The sequence below is a fragment of the Streptomyces sp. genome (assembly GCF_031181555.1).
GTDB lineage: Bacteria > Actinomycetota > Actinomycetes > Streptomycetales > Streptomycetaceae > Streptomyces > Streptomyces fimbriatus.
Map to the genome: position 1 here is coordinate 1 of NZ_JAPSKQ010000091.1, position 26,555 is coordinate 26,555.

The 26,555-nt window shown below is 72.2% G+C and carries 24 protein-coding genes; 18 read left to right on the forward strand and 6 right to left on the reverse strand.

Features of this window, described 5'->3' with window-relative positions:
• Window positions 1-81 precede the first annotated feature (81 nt).
• Window positions 82-504, reverse strand: coding sequence for a hypothetical protein (locus RIM90_RS19020; protein WP_309061920.1), 423 nt, complete (start codon window positions 502-504; stop codon window positions 82-84).
• 159 nt (window positions 505-663) lie between these two features.
• Window positions 664-1,875 (reverse strand): pyridoxal phosphate-dependent aminotransferase, encoded by a 1,212-nt coding sequence (locus RIM90_RS19025; RefSeq protein ID WP_309061921.1) that lies wholly within the window; start codon window positions 1,873-1,875, stop codon window positions 664-666.
• Between the two features lie 124 nt (window positions 1,876-1,999).
• Here RIM90_RS19025 and RIM90_RS19030 point away from each other — a divergent pair, with 124 nt between their 5' ends.
• Both RIM90_RS19030 and RIM90_RS19035 read left to right on the forward strand, forming a co-directional pair.
• Entirely contained in the window at window positions 2,000-2,806 is an 807-nt protein-coding gene (locus RIM90_RS19030) for a hypothetical protein (RefSeq protein WP_309061922.1), read from the forward strand.
• A 309-nt stretch (window positions 2,807-3,115) separates the two neighbouring features.
• Window positions 3,116-4,048, forward strand: a complete 933-nt coding sequence (locus tag RIM90_RS19035; protein WP_309061923.1) for a serine protease — start codon at window positions 3,116-3,118, stop codon at window positions 4,046-4,048.
• 22 nt (window positions 4,049-4,070) lie between these two features.
• Here the strand turns inward: RIM90_RS19035 and RIM90_RS19040 are convergent, their stop codons facing one another.
• A complete protein-coding gene (locus tag RIM90_RS19040) occupies window positions 4,071-5,681 on the reverse strand; it encodes a D-aminoacylase (RefSeq protein ID WP_309061924.1) in 1,611 nt (536 codons plus the stop codon).
• A gap of 9 nt (window positions 5,682-5,690) precedes the next feature.
• On the reverse strand, window positions 5,691-6,968 hold the full coding sequence (locus tag RIM90_RS19045) for an amino acid deaminase (RefSeq protein WP_309061925.1): 1,278 nt from the start codon (window positions 6,966-6,968) through the stop codon (window positions 5,691-5,693).
• 165 nt (window positions 6,969-7,133) lie between these two features.
• Here RIM90_RS19045 and RIM90_RS19050 point away from each other — a divergent pair, with 165 nt between their 5' ends.
• From RIM90_RS19050 to RIM90_RS19070, 5 genes are all read left to right on the forward strand, one after another.
• Complete coding sequence (locus RIM90_RS19050; protein WP_309061926.1) at window positions 7,134-8,246, forward strand: sugar kinase; 1,113 nt, start codon at window positions 7,134-7,136, stop codon at window positions 8,244-8,246.
• Window positions 8,243-9,001 carry an IclR family transcriptional regulator gene (locus tag RIM90_RS19055; RefSeq protein ID WP_309061927.1) on the forward strand — a complete coding sequence of 253 codons (759 nt, stop codon included), beginning with the start codon at window positions 8,243-8,245 and terminating at the stop codon, window positions 8,999-9,001. The genes RIM90_RS19050 and RIM90_RS19055 overlap by 4 nt, the downstream gene beginning before the upstream one ends.
• 11 nt (window positions 9,002-9,012) lie before the next feature.
• A complete protein-coding gene (locus RIM90_RS19060) occupies window positions 9,013-9,441 on the forward strand; it encodes a RidA family protein (protein ID WP_309061928.1) in 429 nt (142 codons plus the stop codon).
• Window positions 9,442-9,576: 135 nt separating this feature from the next.
• Window positions 9,577-11,064 (forward strand): gluconate:H+ symporter, encoded by a 1,488-nt coding sequence (locus tag RIM90_RS19065; RefSeq protein WP_309061929.1) that lies wholly within the window; start codon window positions 9,577-9,579, stop codon window positions 11,062-11,064.
• 83 nt (window positions 11,065-11,147) lie between these two features.
• A complete protein-coding gene (locus RIM90_RS19070; RefSeq protein WP_309061930.1) occupies window positions 11,148-11,699 on the forward strand; it encodes a hypothetical protein in 552 nt (183 codons plus the stop codon).
• On the opposite strand, the gene RIM90_RS19075 is transcribed toward RIM90_RS19070, so the two are convergent.
• A complete protein-coding gene (locus RIM90_RS19075; protein WP_309061931.1) occupies window positions 11,696-13,033 on the reverse strand; it encodes a M14 family metallopeptidase in 1,338 nt (445 codons plus the stop codon). The two genes, RIM90_RS19070 and RIM90_RS19075, sit on opposite strands and share 4 nt — an antisense overlap.
• 203 nt (window positions 13,034-13,236) lie before the next feature.
• Between RIM90_RS19075 and RIM90_RS19080 the strand changes: the two genes are divergently transcribed.
• On the forward strand, window positions 13,237-14,562 hold the full coding sequence (locus RIM90_RS19080) for an Nramp family divalent metal transporter (protein WP_309061932.1): 1,326 nt from the start codon (window positions 13,237-13,239) through the stop codon (window positions 14,560-14,562).
• A gap of 86 nt (window positions 14,563-14,648) precedes the next feature.
• Here the strand turns inward: RIM90_RS19080 and RIM90_RS19085 are convergent, their stop codons facing one another.
• Window positions 14,649-16,349, reverse strand: coding sequence for a glycoside hydrolase family 18 protein (locus tag RIM90_RS19085; RefSeq protein ID WP_309061933.1), 1,701 nt, complete (start codon window positions 16,347-16,349; stop codon window positions 14,649-14,651).
• A gap of 453 nt (window positions 16,350-16,802) precedes the next feature.
• Here RIM90_RS19085 and RIM90_RS19090 point away from each other — a divergent pair, with 453 nt between their 5' ends.
• The 10 genes from RIM90_RS19090 (at window position 16,803) to RIM90_RS19135 (ending at window position 26,335) form a co-directional block, all read left to right on the forward strand.
• Window positions 16,803-17,651 carry a hypothetical protein gene (locus tag RIM90_RS19090; RefSeq protein ID WP_309061943.1) on the forward strand — a complete coding sequence of 283 codons (849 nt, stop codon included), beginning with the start codon at window positions 16,803-16,805 and terminating at the stop codon, window positions 17,649-17,651.
• 148 nt (window positions 17,652-17,799) lie between these two features.
• Window positions 17,800-18,507, forward strand: coding sequence for a Flp pilus assembly protein CpaB (gene cpaB, locus RIM90_RS19095; RefSeq protein WP_309061934.1), 708 nt, complete (start codon window positions 17,800-17,802; stop codon window positions 18,505-18,507).
• A gap of 9 nt (window positions 18,508-18,516) precedes the next feature.
• On the forward strand, window positions 18,517-19,770 hold the full coding sequence (locus RIM90_RS19100; protein ID WP_309061935.1) for an AAA family ATPase: 1,254 nt from the start codon (window positions 18,517-18,519) through the stop codon (window positions 19,768-19,770).
• A gap of 19 nt (window positions 19,771-19,789) precedes the next feature.
• Window positions 19,790-20,182 (forward strand): pilus assembly protein, encoded by a 393-nt coding sequence (locus tag RIM90_RS19105; RefSeq protein WP_309061936.1) that lies wholly within the window; start codon window positions 19,790-19,792, stop codon window positions 20,180-20,182.
• Window position 20,183: 1 nt separating this feature from the next.
• The gene (locus RIM90_RS19110; protein ID WP_309061937.1) at window positions 20,184-20,561 is read left to right on the forward strand and encodes a TadE/TadG family type IV pilus assembly protein; all 378 of its coding nucleotides are present in this window, start codon (window positions 20,184-20,186) and stop codon (window positions 20,559-20,561) included.
• A gap of 38 nt (window positions 20,562-20,599) precedes the next feature.
• Window positions 20,600-21,937: a CpaF family protein gene (locus tag RIM90_RS19115; RefSeq protein ID WP_309061938.1), complete on the forward strand. Its 1,338-nt coding sequence runs from the start codon at window positions 20,600-20,602 to the stop codon at window positions 21,935-21,937.
• A gap of 11 nt (window positions 21,938-21,948) precedes the next feature.
• Window positions 21,949-22,893, forward strand: coding sequence for a type II secretion system F family protein (locus RIM90_RS19120; protein ID WP_309061939.1), 945 nt, complete (start codon window positions 21,949-21,951; stop codon window positions 22,891-22,893).
• A gap of 21 nt (window positions 22,894-22,914) precedes the next feature.
• On the forward strand, window positions 22,915-23,802 hold the full coding sequence (locus RIM90_RS19125) for a DUF5936 domain-containing protein (RefSeq protein WP_309061940.1): 888 nt from the start codon (window positions 22,915-22,917) through the stop codon (window positions 23,800-23,802).
• 17 nt (window positions 23,803-23,819) lie between these two features.
• Window positions 23,820-25,415 carry an ATP-binding protein gene (locus tag RIM90_RS19130; RefSeq protein WP_309061941.1) on the forward strand — a complete coding sequence of 532 codons (1,596 nt, stop codon included), beginning with the start codon at window positions 23,820-23,822 and terminating at the stop codon, window positions 25,413-25,415.
• 44 nt (window positions 25,416-25,459) lie between these two features.
• Window positions 25,460-26,335 (forward strand): response regulator transcription factor, encoded by an 876-nt coding sequence (locus tag RIM90_RS19135; protein WP_309061942.1) that lies wholly within the window; start codon window positions 25,460-25,462, stop codon window positions 26,333-26,335.
• The last annotated feature ends 220 nt before the right edge of the window (window positions 26,336-26,555 follow it).

Below are 26,555 nucleotides of genomic sequence, written 5' to 3' on the forward strand. Positions count from 1 at the left end.
GGGGTGGGTGCATGGCGCCCGGTCCGCGCGTCGCTGCGGGTGCACGCGGACCGGGGCCGTCCTTGAGGAGCCCGGTGGGGCTCAGCGGGACGCGAGCTCGCGCGGCTGCAGGGCCGCGGTGTGCGCGTCCATCCGTTCGGCGGCGAGGATCGCCGCCGCCGTGTCGGCGCGCGAGGCGGCGACGACCAGGGCGCGGCCCGCGAGGGCGTGCGCACGCCGGTGCAGCGCCGTCGCGTCCGGCTCACGGCCGGTGGTGGTCACCGACGCGCGGGCCGGCACCCGTCCTCCCCGCAGGCGGGTGACCTGCTCGGCGATCCGTTCGGCCGCGGCGTCCAGGTCGGCCGAGGGGGTTGCCGCACGCAGCTCGTCGGTGACGGCGAGCAGGGCGGCGAGGTGTCCCGCGAGCTGGATGTCCAGCTCCTCCTCGCGGGAGCGGTGGGGGAAGTCGTGGGGGGTGCCGGCCATCGTGCTGTGGACCGACTTGGTGCGGATCGGTTCGTACATGGATGGCCTCCTGGGTGCTGACAGGAAGCCATCCTAGCTTAGATTTCGTCTAAAGTTGAGTCGTTCACAAAACCGGACAGCCGGGCCACGCAGGGTGAACACGGGTCCGGACGGGGCGGCCGCGCGGGTCCGGTCGGGGCCGGCGGTGACCGTCTCCGGTCAGGGCTGGCTGTAACCGTCCAGGAAGCGGCCGATCCGGCCCACCGCGTCCCGCAGGTCGGTGACCGACGGCAGGGTCACCACCCGGAAGTGGTCCGGCTCCGGCCAGTTGAAGCCGGTGCCCTGGACCACCATGATCTTCTCGCGGCGCAGCAGGTCCAGGACCATCCGCCGGTCGTCCTTGATCTTGAAGACGTCGGGGTCCAGCCGCGGGAAGAGGTACAGCGCCCCCTTCGGCTTCACACAGCTCACGCCCGGGATCTGGGTCAGCAGCTCGTACGCCGTGTCCCGCTGCTCGCGCAGCCGGCCGCCCGGCAGCACCAGGTCGTTGATCGTCTGGCGTCCGCCGAGTGCCGCGACCACGCCGTGCTGGCCCGGCATGTTCGCGCACAGGCGCATGTTCGCCAGGATCGTCAGGCCCTCGATGTAGGAGTCGGCGTGCGCGCGCGGCCCGGAGATCGACATCCAGCCCACCCGGTAGCCGGCCACCCGGTACGCCTTGGACATGCCGTTGAAGGTGAGGGTGAGCAGGTCGGGGGCCACGGAGGCGGTCGGGATGTGCTTCGCGTCGTCGTAGAGGATCTTGTCGTAGATCTCGTCCGAGCAGACCAGCAGGTTGTGGCGGCGGGCGATGTCCGTCAGGCCCTTGATGACCGCCTCGTCGTAGACGGCGCCGGTCGGGTTGTTCGGGTTGATGATGACGATCGCCTTGGTGCGGTCGGTGACCTTGCGCTCCACGTCGGCGAGGTCGGGCATCCAGTCCGACTGCTCGTCGCAGCGGTAGTGCACCGCCGTGCCGCCGGAGAGCGATACGGCGGCCGTCCACAGGGGGTAGTCGGGCGCGGGGACGAGCACCTCGTCGCCGTCGTCCAGCAGCCCCTGCATCGCCATCACGATCAGCTCGGAGACGCCGTTGCCGATGAAGACGTGCTCCACGTCGGTCTCGATGCCGAGGGTCTGGTTGTGCATGACGACCGCCCGGCGCGCGGCCAGCAGGCCCTTCGCGTCGCCGTAGCCGTGCGCCGACGACACGTTGCGGAGGATGTCCTCCAGGATCTCCGGCGGGCACTCGAAGCCGAAGGCGGCCGGGTTGCCGGTGTTCAGCTTGAGGATGCGGTGGCCGGACGCCTCCAGCCGCATCGCCTCCTCGAGCACCGGGCCCCGGATCTCGTAACAGACGTTGGCGAGCTTGGTCGACTGGATCACCTGCATGCAGGGAGCTTACGGCCCGGTATCGCGGTTCGGGTCGTGTTTTCCGACACGTGGGACAAGCGGTTCGGGAGGTTATGTCCGCTCGTTGTCCCGATGCCCCTCCGCATCCCTAGAATGCGCCGCCATGTCCAGGCCATCTCGGTACGCCGACGAGGGGTGCGGCGCGGGGGAACCCCAGGGCCCGCCGAACGTGTACCTCCCGCAGTCCGCCCCGTCCCCGGCATACGACGGGTACGCCGACCCGGCGACCGCCCACGGCTGGCAGAACGCGTACGACGAGACGCGCGAGCCGCCCCCGGCCGAGGCGGCCGGCCCGGCCCCCGCGCCGGGTGACGGCGAGCCGTACCCGGCGGGTGACGGCGCGGGGCGTGCGTCCGGCCGGTCCGGCGCCGGCGGCTCCCGCCGCGGCGGTTCGGGCCGACGTGCCCACCGCAGGGCCGCCCCCCGGCGCTCGCGCCGGGTGACGGTGGCCGTGGGAGCGGTGGGCGCGGCGTCGGTGGCGGCGCTGATCGCCGGGTTCGCCTTCTCGGGCTCGCCGTCCGGCGGGGCCGGGAGCAGGGACGACCGCACGGGACCGACGGCGGGGGAGCCCGAGGCGCCCGCCGCGCCGGACCCGTCCCCCTCCGGGAGCCCGGCCGGCACCGACGGTTCGCCGGGCGGTCACGGCTCCCCGGGCGCGGGCGCGTCCGGCGGGGAGCGGACGGCCGACGAGGCTCCGCCGACGCCGACGGCCGGCGCGTCCACCGCCCCGACCCCCCTCACCACTCCGACCACGGCCGCCACCCCGACCGTCGGCACCCCTCCCGCACCGGCCCCTCCCGCACCGGCCCCTCCCGCACCGTCCCCCTCCGCCTCCGCCTCCGCGTCCGGTGGCTCGGGCGGTGGCGACGACCGGCCGGGCCGGGGTCAGGGGCCGAAGCGGCCCAAGTAGGGGCGGGATACAGGCCGGACGCGGGCTCGCCGCGGGGCCGTCGGCCGGTGTCTCCATGATCTCCGCACCGACCCTCCCCATGCCGGCCCCCGCTGTCTCCACGGGAGTGGACGACCCTGTTCCGGGTGTCGCCGCGGCCGGCCGGGGCGTCGGCCGTGTGCCGTCCCGGGGGAGTGCCCGGCCGGAAACACCTCCTTGTCCCCTCGCCGCCCGCGTGATGACAATGCACATGACAATCCTGTGGGTGGCCGGAGGATTCCCGGATTTCCGGGCCCCCGGTCGCCCGACGTCGCAATGAGGGGACCCCCCATGAGAAAACCTCTCGTCGTCGCGCTGTGCGCCCTGGCGATGGCCGGGGCGGGCGCGGCTCCCGCGGTCGCCGCCGAGCCCTCCCCCACGGGCGCGGACACGGCCACGGGCTCGGGCCCGACCACGGTGACGGACGTCGTCGACGGCGTGGTCGGTACCGCGGCGGACACCCTGTCCGGTCTCACCGCGCCGAAGGCCGGCGCGGTGAACTTCGCCGGCACCGTCTCGCTCAGCAACTGCTCCGGCTCCGTCGTCCGCATGCCCGGCTCGGCGGACGACGACCCGGCGCTCGTCCTCACCAACGGCCACTGCCTGGAGAGCGGCTTCCCCGCGCCCGGCCAGGTCCTCGTCGACCGGGCGTCCAGCCGCAGCTTCGGACTGCTCAACTCCTCCGGCTCCCGGGTCGCCACCCTGCGCGCCAACCGGCTCGTGTACGCGACCATGACCGACACGGACGCGGCGATCTACCGGCTCGGCACCACGTACGCGCAGATCAAGAGCGCGTACGGCATCGACGCGCTGCCCCTGTCCGGCACCCGCCCGCAGGCCGGGACCGCCATCAGCGTGGTCTCCGGCTACTGGAAGCGGATCTACAGCTGCTCCGTCGACGGGTTCGTGTACCGGATGAAGGAGGGCGACTGGACCTGGAAGGACTCGGTCCGTTACACCCCCGCGTGCGACACCATCGGCGGCACCTCCGGCTCGCCGGTCGTCGACGACGCCACCGGCCAGGTGGTCGCCGTCAACAACACCGGCAACGAGGACGGCGAGCGCTGCACGGTCAACAACCCGTGCGAGGTCGACGAGAACGGCGCCGTGACGGTCCGCCAGGGCATCAACTACGCCCAGCAGACGTACCGTTTCCCCGCCTGCTTCGGCGTGGACAACCGGCTCGACCTGAGCGCGAGCGGCTGCCTCCTGCCCAAGCCGTAGGGATCCCGTGCGGGGCGGGCGGTCACCGGGGAGTCCGGCGGACCGCCCGCCCCGCCAGCTCGTCCGTGCGCCGCCCGTCCTCGATCACGAACCGCCCGTCGACCAGCACGTACGGGATGCCCGTCGGGAGCGTGCGGGGCCGCTCGAAGGTGGAGCCCGCGGCCACCGTGTCCGGGTCGAAGAGGACCAGGTCGGCCTTGTACCCCTCACGGACCAGCCCCCGGTCCGGCAGCCGCAGCCGCGCGGCCGGGCGCGAGGTCAGGTGCGCCACGCACTCCTCCAGCGACAGCACCCCCAACTCCCGGACGTAGTGGCCGAGGTAGTGCGGGAACGTGCCGTACGCGCGCGGGTGCGGCTTGGCGCCCTGCAGGATGCCGTCCGAGCCGCCGGTGTGCGCGCGGTGCCGCATGATCGCCCGCACGTTCTCCTCGTGGCCGACGTGCTGGAGGATCGTCGGCGCCAGCCGGTCCTTCAGCAGCAGCCCGCGGGCGACCGCCCAGGGGGACTCGCCGCGCTCCCGCGCCGCCTGAAGGACCGTACGGCCCACGTACTCGCCCAGCGCCGGGTCGCCGACGCCCGAGATCTCGATGGTCTCCCACTCCACGGGCACCCCGTGGCAGCCGTCCGAGCCGGTGACCTCCAGGTGGTGGCGGATCCGCTCGGCGGTCCCCTCGTCCGCGAGCCGCCGCAGGATCTCCTCCGGGCCGCCCTCGCTCGCCCAGCTCGGCAGCAGCGCCACCAGGGTGGTGCAGCCGGGCGTGTAGGGGTAGGTGTCGAGGCTGATGTCGGCGCCGGCGTCCAGCGCCTCGTCCAGCAGCGCCAGCAGTTCGGGCGCCCGGCCCCTGTTCACCCCGAAGTTCATCGTCGCGTGCGCCAGGTGCAGCGCGCAGCCCGCCTCCCGGGTGAGCGCCACCATCTCCGCGTACGCCTCCAGCGCGCCCGCGCCGTAGGAGCGGTGGTGCGGGCAGTAGTAGCCGCCGTACTCGGCCACCACCCGGCACAGTTCGGTGAGTTCGGCCTCCTGGGCGTACATGCCGGGCGTGTAGGTCAGCCCCGACGACATGCCGACCGCGCCCTGCTCCATGCCCTCGGCGACCAGCCGCCGCATCCGGTCCAGCTCGCCGGGCGTGGCCTCCCGGTCCTCCCAGCCGACGGCGAGCGCGCGGACCGTGCCCTGCGGGATCAGATAGGCGGCGTTGACCGCGATGCCGCGGTCGAGCCGGTCCAGGTACTCGCCCACCGACCGCCAGTCGAAGTCGATGTCGTCGCCGGAGCCGTTCCAGCCGGCGATCGCCCGGCGCACCTCGCCGAGCGTGCGGTCGTCGACCGGCGCGTACGACAGGCCGTCCTGGCCCAGGACTTCGAGCGTGACGCCCTGCGCGGCCTTGGCGCTGTGGTCGGGGTCGCGCAGCAGCGCCAGATCGCTGTGCGCGTGCATGTCGATGAACCCGGGGGAGAGGACCAGCCCCTCGGCGTCCAGCTCGCGGCGCGCCTTCGGGCGCTGGCAGCCCGCTGCCGCCGCCTCCTTCACGACGGAGACGATCCGGCCGCCGTCCACGACCACGTCCGCGCGGTACGCGTCGTCGCCGGAGCCGTCCACGACGTCCGCGTCCCGGATGACGAGCTCTTCCATGCCGGCCTCCTAGAAGAACGTACGGATGTAGTCGACCACCGTGCCGTCCGCCTCGGCCACGGGGATGAGCACCCACTTGTCGAAGGACGTGCAGGGGTGGGACAGCCCGAGGCCCACCCAGTCGCCGACCTCCAGGTCGGCCTCCCCGGTGGTGCGCAGCCAGGCGTGCTGGTCGGACAGGGCGGTCACCGAGATCCCGGTGGCCGGGCGCTCGGCGCCGTCCCGGCGGACCACCTGGGCGAACGGCAGGTCGAGGTCGTAGGCCGCGTCCCGCTTGCCGGCGTTGACGAAGGCCTGGTCGGGGGAGGGGCGTGACACCACCTGGGTCCACAGGCGGAACGCCGGTTCCAGCGCGCCCTCCTCCGGCACCCGGTTGAAGGGGGTCAGCTTGCGGTAGTGGCCGTCGTCGTGCGAGACGTACGCCCCCGAACGCAGCAGCTTCAGGACCGGCGCGGAGAGTCGGGGGATCTCGGCGAAGACGTCGGCCACCGCGTCGAACCAGGCGCTGCCGCCCGCGCTCACCACGATCTCGTCCAGCCCCGCGAACCGCCCCGCCCTGTCGAAGCCGGCCGCCAGCGACACCAGCCGCCGCAGCCACGCGCGCACCCGCTCCGGGTCCGCCTGCGGGACCTCCCCCTCGTACCCGGCGACCCCGGCCAGCCGCAGCCCGCGCGCCCCCGCCACGGCGTCGGCGACGGCGGCGCACTCCGCCTCCGTCCGCACGCCCGTGCGGGCACCCTCCCCGGCGGCCAGCTCCACGACCACGTCCACCGGGCGGGAGGCCCCCGCGAGCGCCGCGTCCATCAGCTCCGCCCCGCGCACGGAGTCGACGTAGCAGACGAACCGGAAGTCCGGGTCGGCGTCCAGCTCCGCCGCGATCCACCGCAGGGCCGCCGCGTCCACCAGCTCGTTGGCGAGGAAGATCCGCCGGATCCCGAACGCCCGCGCCACCCGCACCTGGTGCGGAACGGCGAGCGTGATGCCCCACGCCCCGTGCTCGATCTGGCGGTGGAAGAGCTGCGGGGCCATGGAGGTCTTGCCGTGCGGGGCGAAGGCCAGACCGTGCCGGGCCGCGTAGGTCTCCATCAGCCTCAGGTTGTGCTCCAGGCGCTCGGCGGAGAGCGCGAGCACGGGGGTGGTGAAGCCGTCGGTGAAGAGGTTGAGGCGCCGGCCGGCCAGCTCGCCGACGGTCAGCCCCCCGGCGTCCGGCGGGAGACCCTTGAAACGGTGGTCGACACGTTCCGCGGCGAGGGCGGTGAGAGTGTCGGAGCCGGGGTCGAGGACCATCAGAGCCTCCCTGATCAGGTGCGTTGCATCTACTGCAACACTCGTTGCGTATATCGCTTACCGCTGTCTAACATCTCGGCCACGCGCGGTCAACGGAAACCGCGTCCCCTCCGCCCGCCCCCGCCCGACTCCCTCCCACTCCGCCCGACGAGGAGCCACGCCATCGTGACGGCCACCGGACCCTGCACCGCCCCCGACGTCGTGGACGTCGTCGCGCTCGGCGAGTCCATGGTGACGTTCCTGCCCTCCCGGCCGGGCCGCCTCGCCGACGTCCCCTCCTTCGACCGCGGCATCGGCGGCGCGGAGTCCAACACCGCCTGCGTGCTGGCGGCGGCCGGCCACTCGGCGCGCTGGGTCAGCAGGGTCGGCGACGACGGCTTCGGCGACCACCTCGTCGAGGCGATCGGCGGATACGGCGTCGACGTGTCGTACGTCCGCCGGGACCCGGACCGCCCCACCGGCGTCTACTTCCGCACGGCCGGCGACCGGGCCACCGACGCCCACGAGGTCGCCTACTACCGGGCGGGCTCCGCGGCCTCCGCGATGACCGCCGCCGACGTCGACCTGGAGGCGGTGCGCGCCGGACGCGTCCTGCACCTGTCCGGCATCACGGCCGCGCTCTCCGCCGGCTGCCTGGACCTGATGCGGGAGCTCACCGCCCCCCGCCCCGGCCGCCCGCTCGTCTCCTTCGACGTCAACCACCGGCCGGGCCTGTGGCGCGACGACCGCGGTCCCGAGGTGCTGCTGGACCTGGCGCGCGGCGCGGACCTCGTCTTCGTCGGCGACGACGAGGCCCGTGAGGCGTGGGGGCTGCACGGCGCACGCGCCGTGCGGGAGGCCCTGCCCGAACCGGAGATCGTGGTCGTCAAGCAGGGCAGGGGCGGAGCGGTCGCGTTCGACAAGGACACCGACGGACTGCTGTGCGACGACGCCACCGGCACCGCGACCTTCGTGCCCGCCCTGCACGTCGACGTCGTCGCCGCCGTCGGCGCCGGGGACGCCTTCGCCGCCGGGTTCCTCTCCGCCACCCTGCGCGGACTGCCGGTACGCGACCGGCTGCGGCACGGCCACCTCATGGCCGCCGCCGCGCTCACCGTCCCCGGCGACCTCGCCGTTCCCCCCGCCCGCGGCCTGGCCGACCGGCTGGCCGCCCTGGACGACACCGCGTGGGGGAGACTGCGTCTCGGCCCCGGTTGGACCGAGACCGACACCGCGGACGCGCACAGGGACGTGAACGGCGACGCGGGCCGGGCCGAGGAGGAGGTAAGCACCCCATGAGCCAGACCGTCGACCGCGCGCTGAGCATCCTGCCGCTGCTCGCCGAGGGCCCCGCCGACCTCGGACAGGTCGCCGACCGCCTCGGCGTGCACAAGTCCACGGCCCTGCGCCTGCTGCGCACCCTGCACGAGCACGGCCTGGTCTACCGCCAGTCCGACCAGCACTACCGCCTCGGCGCCCGCCTCTTCGCCCTCGCCCAGGAGGCGATGGAGAACCTCGACGTCCGCGAGATCGCCCACCCCCACCTCGTACGCCTCAACGAGAGCTGCGGCCACACCGTCCACCTCGCCGTGTACGAGGAGAACGAGGTCCTCTACATCGACAAGGTGGAGAGCCGCTACCCGGTGCGCATGTACTCGCGGATCGGCAAGCCCGTCGCCATCACCGTCGCGGCCGTGGCCAAGCTGCTCCTGGCCGACCTGCCCGAGCACGAGCGCCGCGCCCTCGCGGAGAAGCTCGACTACCCCATGTACACGTCCCGTTCGACCCCCAACCCGGCCGCGTTCCTGCGCGAGCTGGAGAAGGTGCGCGAACAGGGCTGGGCCACCGACCTCGGTGGCCACGAGGAGTCCATCAACTGCGTCGCGGCACCCATCCGCGGCGCCGACGGCCGGGTGGTCGCCGCGATGTCGGTCTCCGCGCCGAACGTCGTCGTCACCGCCGACGAACTCCTCACGCTGCTCCCGCTGGTGCGCCGTACGGCGGACGCGATCAGCGGCGAGTACTCCGGCAGAACTCCGGCAGAACTCCAGTAAGGACACCCCGCATGACCGAGAAGACCGAGAAGGCCGAGAAGACCGCGCTCACCCCGAAGACCCACACCACCCCGCCCGCGAAGTTCTCGCACGGGGTGCGCAAGGGCAACATCCTCCAGGTCGCCGGTCAGGTCGGTTTCCTCCCGGCGGAGGAGGGCAAGCCCCCGACGCCCGCCGGCCCCACCCTGCGCGAGCAGACCCTCCAGACCCTCGCCAACGTCAAGGCGATCCTCGAGGAGGGCGGCGCGAGCTGGGACGACGTGATGATGATCCGCGTCTACCTCACCGACGTGGACCACTTCGCCGAGATGAACGAGATCTACAACGCCTACTTCGAGGAGCAGGGCCTCACCCAGCCGCCCGCCGCCCGCACGACCGTCTACGTCGGTCTCCCCGCCGGCCTCCTCATCGAGATCGACGCGCTGGCCGTCCTGGGCTGACGCGCCGGCGTCCGGGGCCGACGCGCGCCCCGCACCTCCCCCACCCCCCGCAGTCGTCCGGCACGGCGCCCTGTGCGCCGTGCCGCGATCCCCCCTGCCCGAAAGCACCATGCCCTTACGCAGAGGACCCCCGCCATGCTCCACCCGTCCCTCCCGCTCGCCGCCTCCGCCCCGGCGGAGACACCCCCGCACACCGGAGGTCTGCTCCTCCTCCTCGACGGCACGGCGGGGCTGCTGACCGTCGCCGCGATCGGTATCGCGCTCCTCCTCTTCCTGATCATCAAGGTCCGGCTCCAGCCCTTCGTCGCCCTCCTCGGCGTCTCCATAGCCGTCGGCCTGCTGGCGGGCCTGTCGGTCACCGAACTCTTCGGCACGGTCCAGCGCTCGGACGCCGTGTCCACCATCGAGTCGGGCATGGGGGGCATCCTCGGCCACGTCGCGATCATCATCGGCCTGGGCACCATGCTCGGCGCGATCCTCGAAGTCAGCGGCGGGGCCGAGGTGCTGGCGGGCCGGCTGCTCGGCCTGTTCGGCGAGAAGCGGGCGCCCCTCGCCATGGGACTGACCGGCCTGATCTTCGGCATCCCGGTCTTCTTCGACGTCGGCATCTTCGTCCTCGCGCCGATCGTGTACGCCGCCGCCAAGCGCTCCGGCAGGTCGGTCCTGCTCTACTGCCTGCCGCTGCTCGCGGGCCTCTCGGTCACCCACGCCTTCCTGCCCCCGCACCCCGGCCCGGTGGCCGCCGCCGGACTGCTGCACGTCGACCTCGGCTGGGTCATCCTCATGGGCGTCGTCTGCGGACTCCCGGCCGTCGTGGCCGCGTGGGTCTACTCCGCCTGGATCGGCAAGCGGATCTTCGTCGCCGTGCCGCAGGACATGGTCGAGGCGGCCGAGGAGGCCAAGCAGGCCGTCGTCGCCGAGCAGCGCGCGTCCGGCGTCGAGCCGCGGGAGGCTCCGGTGCCGCTCGGCACGGTCCTCGGCATCATCGGAACGCCGCTCGTCCTGATCCTCGCGGCGACCTTCTCCTCGATCGCCCTGGACCCCTCCACCCTCCGCTCGGTGGTCGAGTTCTTCGGCCACCCCTTCGTGGCCCTCACCCTCGCGCTGTTCCTCGCGTACTACCTGCTCGGCATCCGGCGCGGCTGGTCCCGCAAGTCCCTGGAGACCGTCTCGACGTCCTCGCTGAAGCCGGTCGGCAACATCCTGCTGGTGGTCGGCGCGGGCGGGGTCTTCGGCGCCGTCCTCAAGGGCAGCGGAGTCGCCCAGGCGCTCTCGGACACCTTCAACGACGTCGGCCTGCCGGTGATCGTCCTCTCCTACCTGATCTCCGTGGTGCTGCGGGTCGCGCAGGGCTCGGCGACGGTGGCGATCGTGACCACGGCGGGCATCGTGGCCCCGCTGCTCGCCGAGGGCGACCACTCGCAGGCGTTCGTCGCGCTCGTCATCATGGCCATCTCGGCGGGTTCCATCTTCGCCTCGCACGTCAACGACGGCGGGTTCTGGATGGTCGCCAAGTACTTCGGCATCAGCGAGCGGGACACGCTCAAGACCTGGACGGTGCTGGAGAGCGTGCTGTCGGTGGCCGGATTCGTGGTCGCGGCGGTGCTCAGCCTGTTCGTGTGAGCCGTGGTTCCCGTGTAGGCGTCTGATAACGAAGTAGGAGTCGGCTGGGTGCGGCACAGGTTTGTCGACCATACTGCTCCGCTGTGGAGCAGCAGCGCATAGGTTCGAGCAGCCAGCCCCTGGAAGGCGCCGGATTCGACCCGGCTTTCATCCCCGGGCTCACCGCACCCGCGTCCGGCGAGGACGCCACGCCGGACAGGGCCGAGGACGCCGCGGCCGGCCGGGAGGAGGGTGAGGAGCCCGAGGCCGCCGCCCCCGGGGCGGAGGGGCCGGCCCCCGAGGCGGAGGAGCCGGCCCCCTCCGAGGAGGAGACCGGCCCCGACGGACCCGTCTTCGAGGCGTCCGACTTCCGCGCGCGGATCGTCGCCGACCACAGGGGCGTGCGCCTGCGTCTGGACGACCAGGAGTGCGACTTCCGCTGGGACGAGATCGGCGCCGTGGAGACGGAGTCGCCGCGCTTCGGCAAGCGGTTCACCATCACGGTCCACACCCCGGACCGCCGCTGGTACCCGATCGAGATCGTCGCCAGGTCCCGCTCCCAGCACAAGGAGTGGGACGAACAGCTGGACGCGGTCCTGGACGCGTACTTCGAAGAGGACACCGCCGAGCAGCAGAGCGGGGAACCGCCGGCCTAGCCGCAGTACTGGGCGCCCTTGCCGATCGACCGGTACATGCAGTCCGCGTTCTCCAGGAGTTGGAGCACCGCGTCGCGGTTGCGGGAGGTCTCCCGCTCGATGACCTCGTCGGGCGGGTAGAACCCACCCCCGGAGCTGGACCGCGGATACATCTCGAAGGTGTACCCGAAGATCTTGTGGACGCCCCACAGGTAGTCGTCGATCGACCCGTCCGTGATGTACAGGTCGCTGGACTGCTGGGGCGTGTAGCCGTTGCTCGCGGCCATCTTCTGGCCGACCGCCTTGAACGCGGCGTGGTCGTCGGCCGTCATCCCGGTCGTGGTGTCGGAGTAGGTGTAGCCGAACGGCCACAGCACCAGCTCGCTGTAGGTGTGGAAGTCGATGCCGGCCTTGATCTGCTGCACCCCGCCGACGACCCGGCTGCGCACGAAGTCGGCGACGACCTTCACCTCGGGCGCGGACTCCGGGGCGGAACCCCGGTAGGTGTCGGACGACTTGGAGCCCGAGGAGCCGCCGCAGCAGCCCCAGCGGTAGTTCCAGTTGCGGTTCAGGTCGGTGCCGACGTACGACGAACCGGAGTTGGGCTGGCGGTTCTTGCGCCACGAGCGGTAGGAGCCGGTGGCGATGTCGTACTCGCCGCCGTCCGGGTTGAGGTCGGGGATGATCCAGATCTCGCGGTTGTTCACCATGCTGGTGACGCGCGAGTCGCTGCCGTAGCCCGCGCCGAGTTCGCGCAGCAGGTACAGCGCCATCTCCACGGTCAGGTGCTCGCGGGCGTGCTGGTGGTGGGTGAACAGCACCTCCGGCTCGTTCTCGTCCGCGGCCACGTTGTCGCTGATCTTGACGGCGACGATGTCCCGGCCCTGGTAGGACTTGCCGATCACCCGCTTGCTCATGATGTTCGGGTACGCCGACAGCCGCTGTTCGATCTCCGCGTTCATCTCGGCGTAGTTGTGGTAGCGGGAGTCGGCCGAGGGGAAGTCGTACAGGCGCAGTCCGTCGGCGCCGGACGAGCGGTCCGGCGCCGCGCCCAACGGCGTGACCTCGTACCCCTGTTGGCGCAGCTTGCGGATCTGGTCGGCGCGCCCGGAGACGACGACGGTCTCCTCGTCGGCCTCGTCCACGGTGACGCCGGAGCGCTGGATCGCCGTACGGGTGACGGGGGTCGTGTGCCGGTGGATCTCGTACTGGCGGATGTCGTCGGCCGCGGGCGCGGCCCGTTCCGCGCTGTCGGCGGTGGCGTCGGTCGCCGTCGCGGAGAGGGGCGCGGCGAGCGCGAGGGCGAGGAGCGCGGCGAGCGCGGCGGACCGTCTGCCGCGTATGCGGAGTCGCATGAAGTCTCCTTGTGGGAGGTGGGGGTTGTCCAGGCGACGTGCGTGGTGCGGTGCCGTCATCGTCAGTGCATGACATGATCAGGTCAAGATGCACTCCCGGCCGGTCGCCCGGAAGCGCCCCGGACGCCCCCAACCAGGTGCATCCGGTGAAGATCCCGCACGCCCCCTTGCCCGCCCGGCACCCATCCGCTTTCTTGACCCCCATGGCGGACACCACGGGAAACACCCAGGACACCGGAGCACCGCACGGCACCGGCCCCCAGCCCCGCAAGTCCAGTTGGAAGTACATCGGCCCCGGCATCGTCGTCGCCGCGACCGGCGTCGGCGCCGGCGACCTCGTCGCCACGCTCATCGCGGGCAGCAACTTCGGCTACACCCTCCTGTGGGCCGCGATCATCGGCTGCCTGGTGAAGATCTCCCTCGCCGAGGCGGCGGGCCGCTGGCACCTGGCCACCGGCCGCACCCTGTTCGACGGCTGGGCGAGCCTCGGCCGCTGGACGACGTACTTCTTCGGCGTCTACGTCGTCGTCTGGGGCTTCGTCTACGGCGCGGCGGCGATGTCGTCCAGCGCCCTGCCGCTCCAGGCGCTCTTCCCGGACGTGATGGACCTCGAATGGTGGGGCATCGCCTGCGCCCTGGCGGGTCTGGTCTTCGTCTGGTTCAACAAGTACGCGGTCTTCGAGAAGGTCATGACCGTCCTGGTGGGCGTCATGTTCGTCGTCACCGTCTACCTGGCGATCCGCGTCACCCCGAACCTCGGTGACGCCTTCGCCGGACTGCTCCCGGTCGTGCCCGACGGGAAGGACTCGGTCCTCAACACCCTCGGTCTGATCGGCGGCGTCGGCGGCACCATCACGCTCGCCGCCTACGGCTACTGGGTCAACGCCAAGGGCTGGACGAACACCGGCTGGATGAAGGTCATGCGGCTGGACAACCGCGTCGCCTACCTCACCACCGGCGTCTTCGTGATCGCCATGCTCTTCGTCGGCGCGGAGCTGCTGCACTCCGCCGGGATCGCCCTCGCGAGCGGCGACAAGGGCCTCGTCCAGCTCGGCGACATCCTGGAGGACCGGTACGGCACCGCGACGGCCAAGTTCTTCCTGATCGGCTTCTTCGCCACCTCCTTCACCTCGCTGATCGGCGTCTGGCACGGCGTGAGCCTGATGTTCGCCGACTTCGTGACCCGGGTCCGGAAGCGGGCCGCCGCGTCCGAGGGCGAGGAGATCGCCTCCGGCGCACGGGAGAAGTCCTGGCCGTTCCGCGCCTACCTGCTGTGGCTGACCTTCCCGCCCATGATCCTGCTCTTCGAGGGCCAGCCCTTCCGCCTGGTCATCGTCTACGGCGTCCTCGGCGCCGCCTTCATGCCCTTCCTCGCCCTCACCCTGGTCTGGCTCCTCAACTCCGACCGCACCCCGCGCGAGTGGCGCAACGGCGCCCTCAGCAACGCCATGCTGGCCGTCGCGGGCCTGCTGTTCCTGATCCTGTGCGTCAAGCAGATCTGGGACCAGCCCTGGTCGGAGTTCTTCTGATGCCGTTCGCGTGACGCCGTTCGCACGCGACCGCCCCCGCCCGCACGTCACGGGCAGGGGCGGTCGGGCGGTCCGCCGGGTGCCGGCTACGGCAGCGCGTGGACGTGCGGGCCGACCGCGTTGGACCAGGCGTTGCCCGCCGTCGCGTCCCAGTTGGTGGACCAGGTCATCGCCCCGCGCAGGCTCGGGTACGTCTTCGACGGCTTGAAGGTGCCGCAGTTGGTGCCCCGCGTCAGGCAGTCCAGGGCGTTGTTCACCACGGTCGGGGAGACGTAGCCGCTGCCCGCGCCGCGGGTCGAGGCCGGCAGGCCCAGGCCGACCTGGGACGGGTCGAGGCCGCCCTCCAGCTGGATGCAGGCCAGGGCGGTCAGGAAGTCCACGGAGCCCTGGCTGTAGACCTTGCCGTCACAGCCCAGCATCGAGCCGCTGTTGTAGTACTGCATGTTGACGACCGTGAGGATGTCCTTCACGTTCAGCGCCGTCCTGAAGTAGGAGTTCGACGTGGACTGCATGTCGATCGTCTGCGGCGCCATGGTCAGGATCATCGACGGGCCCGCCTTCGCGGACAGCGCCCGCAGCGCCTGCGTCATGTAGGTCGCGTTGAGACCGTTCTCCAGGTCGATGTCGACGCCGTCGAAGCCGTACTCCTGCATCAGGGCGTACACCGAGTTCGCGAAGGCCGTCGCCGAGGCGGAGTCGTTCACCGTCACGGTGCCCTTCTCGCCGCCGACCGAGATGATGACCTTCTTCCCGGCCGCCTGCTTGGCCCGGACGTCCGCCTTGAACCGGTCGACGGTGTAGCCGTTCAGCCCGGCGGTGTCCAGGTTGAAGGTGACCGCCCCGGGCGTGCTCGTGGCGTCCGCGAAGGCGACCGCGATGATGTCGTACTGGGCGGGGACGTCGGAGATCTTCTGCACCGCGGCGCCGTTGTTGAAGTTCTGCCAGTAGCCGGTCACCGCGTGCCGGGGCAGGTCACCGCCCCCGCCGCCGTTGTCCTCCTTCGTCCGGGCGGTCACGGCCGCCGACTTCGGCGACTCGCCCGCCGCGTTGGTCGCGGCGACCTGGAAGGAGTACGACGTCGAGGCCGCGAGTCCGGTCACCGTCGCCGAGGTGCCCGACACCGCCGCCGCCTTCGTGCCGTCGCGGTAGACGGTGTACCCCGTCGCCCCCGGCACCGGGTTCCACGCCAGGGACACCGACGAGGCCGTCGTGCCGGAGACACCGAGACCGCCCGGCGTGCCCGGGACCGTGGGCTCCTCGTCGCCGCCGCCCCCGTCGGGGCCGAACACCGAGAAGTCGTCCGCGTAGTAGGCCGCCTGGCCGTACCAGCCGTGGGTGTAGACCGTCACGGAGGTGGTGCCGGCACCGGTGGTGAAGCTCGTCGACAGCTGCTTCCAGCCGGTGGAGTCCGGGGTCCAGGTGGAGACGTCCGTCGTGCCGGTGCCGGTCACGCCCAGGTAGGCGTAGCCGCCCTGCACCCAGGTGCTCAGCCGGTACGTGGAGTTGGGCTTCACCGCGACGGTCTGGCTGCAGCGGGCGTTGTCCTGACCGGACGGCGTCGCCTTGAGCGCGGCCGTACCGCCGCGCACGGGGGAGGAGACGGTCGTCCCGCTGTTCGCCGAGCAGGTCCAGTCGCTCAGGCCCGCCTCGAAGCCGGCGTTCTTGGCGTTGTTGACGTCGGCGGCGGACGCCTGGCCCGCGCCGGCGAAGGTGAGGGCGAGGGCGGAGACGAGGACTCCGGCCCAGATGCGTCTGCTGCGTCGGGGCGTGCCCGGTACGCGGTCCACTGGGGCCTCCGGTGGGGGAGAGGGGGATGGGAGGAACGGGAAGACGGGAGGGGAGGGGGGAGCGACGGTGGCCACCGTTGGACCTACAAGGTGGTCCAGACCAATCGCCTTGTCAATGGGTCCGGACCGATGTCGGCCGCCGAGTCCCGCCGTCCGGCACCCTCCTGCCCGTCGGCACCGCACGGCGGATCCGGCGTCAAGCCGATGCGCGGAACCCACACCTCCGGGTCCGGACCGGGACCGGCGGGATGCTCAACCTGTCCCGTTATGGAGCGCCTTGTGCCACAGGAGTTCCGCTTCAGCTACTCAAACGCTGTTCTCCGGTCACAGAGCCGTGGATACAGTGCTGAGGTAGTCACGCAGTGAAGTCACCTGGGTGCGCCGGGGTAACGCCCGGTGGGCCGACGGGGCGTGGGGAGATCGGGGAGCTGCGCTGTGCCAACCGCCATTGCCGTGACCAGCGCCGACATGGCGCTGCCGCCGCAGGACGAACGAACCCTGCCCGCCGTGGTGCTGCGGGACGTCGAGACCCGTCCGCTCGAACAGGTGCTGGCCGACCTCCAGATGCTGACCGAGCAGCACGGGCATGTCATCGTGGTCTGCTCGCAGGCCGCCCCCGCCGCCGTCCGGCGGCGGCTGCACACCCTGCGCTCCCTGCTGGAGAGCGACCGGATCGCGCTCTTCCACCCCGATCTCCCGCCGCTCGGACTCGCCGTCCTGGCCCGCCAGCTGCGGCAGCTGGCCTCCTGCGACCTCGCCCCCGGCGTCCTCGCCTCGGCCGGCCGCCTGCTGATCCACTACATCCACGCCGGGGCGCTGCTGGGCTCCGTCGCCCGCCTCGACCGCGTCCCGGTGAACCTCAAGCAGCACGCCAAGTCCTGGATGCCCGGCAGCCAGTTCGCCGTCCTCGCCCACCCGCAGCCGCAGCTCGTCCGCCTCGGTCCCGAAGCCGCGCTCGACGGCCCGGAGTTCGGCACCTGGATGCTCGTCGCCAAGGGGCAGCTCCAGTCCGACTGGGTCACCGGCGCCCTGGCGCCGTCCTGGAAGGTCCAGGGGCTGCGCGAGACACCGCTTCCGGCCGAATCCCCGGGCTGGTGGGGGACCGGCAAGCTGATCGAGTTCTGCACCTACCTGCCCGACCTGTCCGTCCTCTACCAGCTGGTCACGTCCGTGCGCCGCACCACCTGCCACTGGTGCGGCATCGACCTCATCGGCGACCGGTGCGTGTTCTGTTCGGCCACACCACCCGGCCAGGAGGACCCGTACCGGTCACGGCCCGAGAACCGCACGGCCGTCGGGTGAGTCCTGAACCACGGGGCGCCCCGGGGGACCCGCGTCGCCCCGGACCCTCCGTCCCGCCCCGCGCGACCCGCCCGGCCCACCGCTCACCGCACCTGGTCCCGCCCGCCCGATTCCGCTCGACCGATTCCCCCATGAGGTTGCACGGTTCATGAACTCCCGTCAGCGCCGCGGCGTGATACTCCTGCTCCTGTCGGTCCTGTGCGCCCTCGGCGCGTTCGCCGGCGTGCTGTCCGTCATCAGTGACGTGAAGTCCAAGGTGGGCCCCGAGGTCACCGCGTACCGGCTGAAAGCGGACGTGGCGCCCTACACCGTCCTCGGCACGGACCAGTTCGAGAAGATCAAGATGCCCGAGCGGTGGCTGTCCGAGAACGCGGTCACCGACCTGCGCGAGATCCGGGGCAAGATCGCCGTGACCACCCTGCGCGAGGGCTCCCTGCTGCAGAGCGACATGATCGTGGACCAGCCCGCCCTGCAGCCGGGGCAGCAGGAGGTCGCCATCATGATCGACGCGGCGACCGGCGTCGCCGGCAAGATCACGCCGGGTTCGACGGTCAACGTCTACGCCACCTTCGAGGGGGAGCGTGAGGGCGACCCCGCTCAGTCCAAGATCATCGTGACGAACGCCAAGGTCCTGGACGTGGGCCGGCTCACCGCCCTCCAGCCCGACGAGAGCGACCGCGGCCGGCAGCCCACCGACGCCGTCCCGATCACCTTCGCGCTGTCCACCATCGACGCCCAGCGCATCACCTACGCCGAGTCGTTCGCCCAGCGGGTCCGCCTCGCGCTGGTCGCGCCCGGCGGTGACACCACCGTCCCCGACTCGCAGCGGACGTACGAACTCGCGAAGGACAAGTGAGAGGCCCGCATGCCCACGAGGATCCTCCCGGCAGTCGGCGACGTGGACGCGGTCCGGTCCCTCACCACACTGCTCAGCCAGCTCCCGGACGCCGAGCCGGTGGCCCCGGTGGTCGACTCCACCCAGCTCGTCGACACCCTCGCGCGCCTGGCCGCCGAGTCCGTCGACGAGCTGCCCGAGGTCGTGGTCGTGCACGAGCGGATCGGTCCCGTCCCCGCCCTGGAGCTGATCCGCGAAGTCGCCCTGCGCTTCCCGGCCGTCGGCGTCATCCTCGTCACCTCCGACGCGAGCCCCGGCCTCTTCCAGGCCGCCATGGACTACGGCGCCCGCGGACTGGTCGCCCTGCCGCTGAGCTACGAGGAACTCGCCAGCCGCGTCCAGGCGGTCGCCCAGTGGTCGGTCGGCGTACGCCGCCACCTCGGCGCGGGCAGCGACGTCTTCACCGGCGTCGGCGGCACGGTCGTCACGGTCAGCGGGGCCAAGGGCGGCGTGGGCGCCACCCTGACGGCCGTCCAGCTCGCCCTCGCCGCCCAGGCGTCCGGACGCGCCACCGCCCTCGTCGACATGGACCTCCAGACCGGCGACGTCGCCTCCTACCTGGACGTCCAGTTCCGCCGGTCCGTCGTCGACCTCGCCGCGATCAACGACATCTCCCCGCGCGTCCTGGCCGACGCGGTCTTCCGGCACGACACCGGCGTCGCGCTGCTGCTCGCCCCCGCCGAGGGCGAACGCGGCGAGGAGGTCACCGACCGGTCCGCCCGCCAGATCGTCAGCGCCCTGCGCTCCCGCTACGAGGTCGTCGTCATCGACTGCGGCGCCCAGCTCTCCGGGGCAGGCGCGGCGGCGGTCGAGATGGCCGACACGGCCCTGCTGGTCACCACCCCGGACGTGATCGCCGTACGGGGCGCCAAGCGGGCGGTGCGGATGTGGGACCGGCTGCAGATCCGCAAGGCGGAGGAGACCACGGTGGTGGTCAACCGCCACAGCCGGTCCACGGAGATCCAGCCCCCGCTCATCCAGAAGATCACCGGCACGGCGGTGGCGGCCACCACCGTCCCCGCCCACTTCAAGGAACTGCAGGGCGTCGTGGACGCCGGCCGCGTCCACGAGCTGGAGAGCAAGAGCACGGTCAAGCAGGCCCTGTGGGGCCTGGCCGGCGAACTCGGCCTGGTCAGGGCCGGCGAGGGCGCCCACAAGGCGGGACGGCTGCGCGGCGACCGGGGCCCGGTGGGCTTCCGGCGGCGGAAGGACGGCGGGGGATGAGGGGACGAGAGGGAAGAGCATGACGCACTTACGCCGGCGCCGTGACCGTGACCGGGGCCAGGTCACCATCGAGTTCCTCGGTATGACCCCGACGATCCTCGTGACCCTGGTGGTGCTGTGGCAGCTCGTGCTGGTGGGGTACACCTTCACGCTCGCGGGGAATGCTGCGGACGAGGCGGTACGGGCGGCGACGGCGGCGGCACCGGGCGCACGCCAGGGCGCCTGCCGGGAGGCCGGGCTGGACAAGCTGTCGGGAGCGTGGGCGGGGGGAGCGACCGTGAACTGTGCGACGGCCGGCGGCTTCGTCACCGCCGACGTGAAGCTGAACGTCCCCATCCTCTTCCCGGGCACCGTCTCCTTCCCCTTCGACGTGGAGGGCCACGCGGGTGCGGTCGAGGAGGAGGTGGACTGACATGCCGTACCGGCAGAGCCGGCACCTCCGGAACCGGCGGGACCGCGACCGCGGCCAGGCGGCGCTCGAATACCTGGGCTTCCTCCCCGTTCTGCTCATCGTCGCCATGGCCGCCGTACAGCTCGGCCTGATCGCCTACACCGCCCAGCAGGCGGGCACCGCCGCGCGGGCGGGGGCGCGCAGCGCGTCGCTGGACGAGGGCGCCGGAGCGGCCTGCACGGCCGCCGTCAGCGCCTGGCTGGCCGACGGCACCGACTGCGGGGTGGCGGAAGGCGGCGACGAGGTCACCGTCACCGCCACGGTCGACATCCCGTCGATCGTCCCGGGCTGGGACTTCGGCCCCGCCCGCAAGAGCGCCACGATGCCGATCGACCACTGACCGAGGACGAGCGAACGAGGACGAGGAGCACCGGACGCATGAGCCTGCGGGCACGTATCAGCTCCCCCGAGGAGACGGCCGGCCGGGGCGAGGACGGCCACCTGGTCGCCTCCTACCGCGCCAAGCTCCTGGAGGAGATCGACCTCGCGGAGATGAGTTCGCTGGCCGCGGCCGAACGCCGCGCGCGGCTGGAGCGGGTGCTCGGGCACATCATCAGCCGCGAGGGCCCGGTCCTGTCGACCGTCGAACGCTCCCAGCTGATCCGCCGGGTCGTCGACGAGGCACTGGGCCTCGGCATCCTGGAGCCGCTGCTGGAGGACGCGTCGATCACCGAGATCATGGTGAACGGCCCCGACGCGATCTTCGTCGAGCGCGGCGGCCGGGTGGAGCAACTGCCGATGCGGTTCGCCTCCCACGACCAGCTCATGCAGACGATCGAGCGCATCGTCTCCACCGTCAACCGACGCGTGGACGAGTCGAACCCGATGGTCGACGCCCGCCTCCCCTCCGGCGAGCGCGTCAACGTCATCATCCCGCCGCTGTCCCTGACCGGCGCCACCCTCACCATCCGCCGCTTCCCGCGCTCCTTCACCCTCCACGAACTCATCGGCCTCGGCTCGCTCGACGAGCACATGCTCCACCTGCTGGCCGGTCTGGTGCAGGCGCGGTTCAACGTCATCGTCTCGGGCGCGACGGGCACCGGGAAGACGACCCTCCTGAACGCCCTCTCCGGCCTGATCCCCGAGGGCGAACGCATCATCACCATCGAGGACTCCGCCGAACTCCAGCTCCAGCAGCCGCACGTCATCCGCCTGGAGTCCCGCCCGCCGAACGTCGAGGGCAAGGGCCGGGTCACCATCCGCGACCTGGTGCGCAACTCCCTGCGCATGCGCCCCGACCGCATCGTCGTCGGTGAGGTCCGCGGCGGCGAGTCCCTGGACATGCTCCAGGCGATGTCCACCGGCCACGACGGCTCCCTCGCCACCGTCCACGCCAACAGCGCCGAGGACGCGCTGATGCGCCTGCAGACCCTCGCCTCCATGTCCGACGTCGAGATCCCCTTCGTCGCGCTGCACGACCAGATCAACAGCGCCGTCGACGTCATCGTCCAGCTCACCCGCTTCGCCGACGGTGCCCGCCGCATCACCGAGATCGCCCTGCTGGAGAGCCACGGCGGCGAGCCGTACCGGCTGGCCACGGTCGCCCGCTTCCACGCGCGGCCGATGGCCGCCGACGGCCGGATCCACGGCGCCTTCGAGTACTACCCGCTCCCGCGCCGCACCGCCGACCGCCTCTACATGGCGAGCCAGCCCGTCCCCCAGGCCTTCGGCATCGCCCAGTCCGCCGACCAGCTCGCCACCCGAGAAGCCAGGTAGGAACCGTCCCCATGGACCTGCAGAACCTGATCACGCTGACCACCGGCATCACGCTGCTGACCTGCGTCCTCGCGGTCGTCGGCGTGCACTCCTACGCCACCGGCAGGGCACAGCGGCAGGCGCTGGTGGACCGCCTGTCGGCCACCGGCCGGATCCCGGTCACCGGCCGCCGGCGCCACTTCCCCACCCTGGACCGCCGCCTGCGCCGCACCAGGCTCGGCCGGAAGCTGGAGCTGCGCCTGCTGGCCACCGGCCTGGACATCACCCCCGGCGAGTTCTTCGCCGCCATGCTCGCCACGGTCGCCGGTCTCTGGCTCGTCGGCCAGGCGACCCTCGCCCCCTTCTTCGGCCCGATCGCCGGCCTCCTCGGCGTCTGGGTGGCGGTGCAGTTCCTCAACTGGCAGCGCCAGAAGCGCATCGAGAAGTTCATCAACCAACTCCCCGAACTGGCCCGCATCCTGGCCAACGCCACCCAGGCCGGACTGGCCCTCCGCACGGCCATCGGCATGGCGGCGGAGGAGCTGGAGGCCCCGGCCGGCGAGGAACTGGCCAAGGTCGCCAACCAGCTGGCGGTGGGCGCGTCGATGGACGACGCGCTGGACGAACTCGCCGACCGCCTCCCCTCCCGCGAGCTGGTCGTCCTGGTCACCACCCTGGTGCTGTCCAACCGGGCGGGCGGCCAGGTGGTGAGCGCGCTCAGGAACCTGACCGAGACGCTGGAGGAGAGGAAGGAGACCCGGCGCGAGGTCCGCACCCAGCTCTCCCAGGTCAGCATGACGTCGTACGCCGTCCCCGTCCTCGGCGTCGGCTCCCTGTTCCTGATGAACGGCGTGAAGGACGGCGCCCTGGAACGCATGACCGGCTCACCCGCCGGCCAGGCCGCGGTGATCATCGCGTTCGGCCTCTACGCCGTCGGCTTCGTCCTCATCCGCCGCCTGTCCCGCATCGACGTCTGACCGGCGAGGAGGCTGACCGACATGGGACTTCTGCTCGCCCTGCTGATGGGCCTCGGCGTCTGGGGCGTCTTCGCCGGCATCCGCATGTACCGGGCCGAGGCCAAACTCCCCGGCGACCTCGTCCTCGCCCTGGAGGTCGGCGCCACCCGCACCGGAGCCGTGGACTCCCTCGTCGACCGCATGGGCATGCGCTACGCCCCCGCCGTCCTGCGCGTCATGGGCCCCAAGCAGGTCGCCAAGTACCGCCGCAAGATCGACCTGGCGGGCAACCCCGGCGGCCTCACCATCGACCGCTACGCCGCCCGCCGCGCGGTCTACGGCGCCCTCGGCGGCGTCGGCTTCCTGGTCTTCCTCATGCGCGGCCAGCTCTTCGTGGCCCTGCTGCTGCTCGCCTTCGGGGCGTTCTGGACGGAGGTCGGCATCTGGTCGGCCATCCGCATCCGCAGGGACGTCATCGAGCGGACGCTGCCGGACTTCCTGGACGTGCTGGCGGTGGTGGTCAGCGCGGGCCTGGGCTTCCGCCAGGCCCTGGACCGCGTGGCGTCGAAGTACGAGGGCCCGTGGGCGGACGAACTCCGCATCACCCTCCGCCAGATGGACCTGGGCATGAGCCGCCGCCAGGCCTTCGCGGAGCTGCGCCGCCGCAACGACTCCGAACAGGTCGCCATGTTCGTCACGGCGCTGCAGCAGGGCGAGGAACTGGGCGCCCCCATCGTCGACACGCTGGTGGCCCTGGCCAAGGACATGCGCCGCACGGACGCCCAGAACGCCCGCCGCAAGGCCGCCCGCGCGGTCCCCAAGGCCACCATGATGATCACCACGTTCATGGTCCCGGCCACGATGATCCTCCTCGGCGCCGGCCTGATCCTCGGCTCCGGCACCGACTTCGGCTCGATCACGGGCGAGTAGGACGGGGGCAGGGTGCCATGACGACGACCGGGGAACGCACGGGGCTGCTCCGCCGACACCCCAGGACTCCCGAGATCACCACCCCACCGGCGGGCACGGTCCTGCCCGCCCACACCCGGACGGGCGCGCCGGACATCCCGGTGACGTCGGTGACCCCGGCGCTCCCACCGGGCTGGGAACCGGCGGCGCCCGCGCAAGCCCACGGACCGGCCGCCGACGGCGCCCGGCCCCCACAGGGGTCACCCGCAGCCGGCGACGGGAGCCGCACGAGTGGTGCGGGTGGGAGTGGTGCGGGTGGGAACGGAAACCCGGCCGAAGGCCGGACGCACCTCCCACGACCCGCACCCGTGCCCGCACCCGCCCCCGCACCGGACGTCCACATCCAGATCAACGCCCTCCAGGCCCTGTGCCGGCAGGTCTTCGGCTTCCGCCTGGCGATGATCGCGCTCGCCGCCCCCGCCGCCCTCCTCAACGCGGGCCCCGGCTGGGGCACCCGCCTGGTCGGCATCGCGGTGGTGGTCACCTTCATGGCGTCCTACGTCCTCTTCCGGGACTGGGAGCGCTTCGGCCCCCTCCTCCTGCGCCACCCCTCGCTGCTGGCGGTGGACACCCTCTTCGGCGCCCTGCTCCTCATCTCGGCGGGCCCGGACACCACGCTCGCCTACGTCAGCGTCTGCACCCCGCTCCTGGCGGGCCTGGTCTACGGCTGGAGGGGCGCGGCCGTCTTCGCCTCCCTCCAGGGCCTGATCCTGCTGCTCGTCTACGCGACCCTGGAGGACCCGCACGCGGGCCCCGCGGAGGTCTCGCTCCTCCCCGGCCTCTGCGTGGTCGCGGGCGCGGTCGGCTCCAGCCTGCGCAACCTCATGCTCCGCTTCGGCGCGGCCACCCAGGCCCTGACGGCGGTCCAGGCCCGCCTGGCCGTCACGGAGGCGGTCGGCGCGGAACGCGCCCGCCTGGCCCGGGAGATGCACGACTCGGTGGCGAAGACCCTGCACGGAGTCGCCCTGGCGGCCGACGGCCTGGCGGGCACGGCCGGCGCGGAGCGCATGGACCCGGCCCTGGTGAAGCGGCAGGCGGAACTCGTCGCCCGCTCGGCCCGCCGGGCGGCGGCGGAGTCCCGCGAACTCCTCGCCGACCTGCGCCGCGAGTCGGACCCGGACCAGGGCACGGACGTCCTGGTCGAACTGGCGGCCCGCACCCGTGACTTCAGCACCCGCACCGGCCTGCCGGCGACGTACCGACCGACGGGCGGCGACACGGTCCCCCCGGTCCCGCCGGCGGTGGCCCGCCAGCTCCTGACCATCGCCTCGGAGGCCATGGAGAACGCCCACCGCCACGCCGAACCCACCCGGGTCGACGTCCACGCGGGCGTCCACGGCGGCCTCCTCCGCATCAGCGTCCACGACGACGGACGCGGCCTCCCGCCCGGCACGAACCTCGAACAGCTCCGCCGCGCCGGCCACTTCGGCCTGCTCGGCATGGTCGAACGGGCGGCCTCCGTCGGCGCCCGCATCCGCATAGGCCGCGGCTCGCACGCCCGGGGCACGGAGGTCCGCCTGGAACTCCCCCTGGCAGCCGTGGCGGCGCCCGGTCCCACGGAGGCGACCCCATGAACCAGCCGTACGCGTCCCCCCACCCCCGGAGAGGAGGCAGCCCCATGCAGAGCCCCACGCAACCGCCGCCGAACCCCTTCCAGAACGTCCCCCCGCCCGCCGCGCTCCGGGTCGTGGTCGCCGACGACAACCCGGTGGTCCGGGCCGGCCTGACCGCGCTGCTCTCCGGCCGCGGGGACATCACGGTCGTGGCGGAGGCGGCCGACGGCAAGGAGGCCTACGAGGCGGCCCACGCCCACCGCCCCGACGTCGTCCTCCTCGACGTCCGCATGCCGGGCGTGGACGGCATCTCGGCGCTGCCCTACCTGGTGCGGATCGCCCCGGTCGTGATGCTCACGTACAGCAGGGAGACGGAGATCGTCCAGGAGGCGCTGCGCAGGGGAGCGGGCGGCTACCTGGTCCACGGCGAGTTCACGGCGGACCAGCTGGTGTCGGCGGTACGGGACATCAAGGAGGGCAGGGCCCACTTCACGGCGACGGCGGCGGGAGCGTTGCTGGCGCAACTCCGGCAGGGGACGGGAGGGGATCGGGCATTGCCGGAAGGCCTGGGTGCCGTGCACACAACTCACCGCCCCCCAGCGGGAATCGGCCTGCCGCGCATCCCGTCCCCGCCCACTTCTGCGGAAAACCTTTCGCAACTGCAACCGGATATGGCACAGTCGTCGTCTGGGTGGACGGGCGGTCGCCCGGCCGCTCCCGACAGGTCGAGGTTCCGACTGAGCACGAGAGAGGCGGAGATCATGGACCTCATCGCGTCCGGCATGAACAACCAGCAGATCGCCGCCACGTGCTTCATCAGCGAGAAGACGGTCAAGAACCACATCAACCGCATCTTCGCCAAGCTCCACAGCACCAGCCGCTCCGAAGCCGCCGCGAAGTGGCTCGGCACGGCACCGGGTTCCGGCCGGGGAGTGGGGTGACCTGGGATGGCGGCAGGGGGGACGAGGAACTGGGCCTCCGATTGGGCCCGGGATTGGGCCCTGGGGCCCTCTGACGGGTGGGGCGTCCGCCCCTACGTTGCTCATGTCGAAAGCGGCACCGAGAAGGAAGCCGCTACCGCGTCAGCCGGAGGGGAACACCATGAGCAACTGGATCAACACGACGGTCGCGTACCTCCAGTCCCGCGCCGCCCGCAACGAC

Coding starts and splice junctions, on each gene's coding strand:
- RIM90_RS19020 (WP_309061920.1), bottom strand. CDS start 504: ATGTACGAACCGATCCGCACCAAGTCGGTCCACAGCACGATGGCCGGC.
- RIM90_RS19025 (WP_309061921.1), bottom strand. CDS start 1,875: ATGCAGGTGATCCAGTCGACCAAGCTCGCCAACGTCTGTTACGAGATC.
- RIM90_RS19030 (WP_309061922.1), top strand. CDS start 2,000: ATGTCCAGGCCATCTCGGTACGCCGACGAGGGGTGCGGCGCGGGGGAA.
- RIM90_RS19035 (WP_309061923.1), top strand. CDS start 3,116: ATGAGAAAACCTCTCGTCGTCGCGCTGTGCGCCCTGGCGATGGCCGGG.
- RIM90_RS19040 (WP_309061924.1), bottom strand. CDS start 5,681: ATGGAAGAGCTCGTCATCCGGGACGCGGACGTCGTGGACGGCTCCGGC.
- RIM90_RS19045 (WP_309061925.1), bottom strand. CDS start 6,968: ATGGTCCTCGACCCCGGCTCCGACACTCTCACCGCCCTCGCCGCGGAA.
- RIM90_RS19055 (WP_309061927.1), top strand. CDS start 8,243: ATGAGCCAGACCGTCGACCGCGCGCTGAGCATCCTGCCGCTGCTCGCC.
- RIM90_RS19060 (WP_309061928.1), top strand. CDS start 9,013: ATGACCGAGAAGACCGAGAAGGCCGAGAAGACCGCGCTCACCCCGAAG.
- RIM90_RS19065 (WP_309061929.1), top strand. CDS start 9,577: ATGCTCCACCCGTCCCTCCCGCTCGCCGCCTCCGCCCCGGCGGAGACA.
- RIM90_RS19075 (WP_309061931.1), bottom strand. CDS start 13,033: ATGCGACTCCGCATACGCGGCAGACGGTCCGCCGCGCTCGCCGCGCTC.
- RIM90_RS19080 (WP_309061932.1), top strand. CDS start 13,237: ATGGCGGACACCACGGGAAACACCCAGGACACCGGAGCACCGCACGGC.
- cpaB (WP_309061934.1), top strand. CDS start 17,800: ATGAACTCCCGTCAGCGCCGCGGCGTGATACTCCTGCTCCTGTCGGTC.
- RIM90_RS19100 (WP_309061935.1), top strand. CDS start 18,517: ATGCCCACGAGGATCCTCCCGGCAGTCGGCGACGTGGACGCGGTCCGG.
- RIM90_RS19105 (WP_309061936.1), top strand. CDS start 19,790: ATGACGCACTTACGCCGGCGCCGTGACCGTGACCGGGGCCAGGTCACC.
- RIM90_RS19110 (WP_309061937.1), top strand. CDS start 20,184: ATGCCGTACCGGCAGAGCCGGCACCTCCGGAACCGGCGGGACCGCGAC.
- RIM90_RS19115 (WP_309061938.1), top strand. CDS start 20,600: ATGAGCCTGCGGGCACGTATCAGCTCCCCCGAGGAGACGGCCGGCCGG.
- RIM90_RS19120 (WP_309061939.1), top strand. CDS start 21,949: ATGGACCTGCAGAACCTGATCACGCTGACCACCGGCATCACGCTGCTG.
- RIM90_RS19125 (WP_309061940.1), top strand. CDS start 22,915: ATGGGACTTCTGCTCGCCCTGCTGATGGGCCTCGGCGTCTGGGGCGTC.
- RIM90_RS19130 (WP_309061941.1), top strand. CDS start 23,820: ATGACGACGACCGGGGAACGCACGGGGCTGCTCCGCCGACACCCCAGG.
- RIM90_RS19135 (WP_309061942.1), top strand. CDS start 25,460: ATGCAGAGCCCCACGCAACCGCCGCCGAACCCCTTCCAGAACGTCCCC.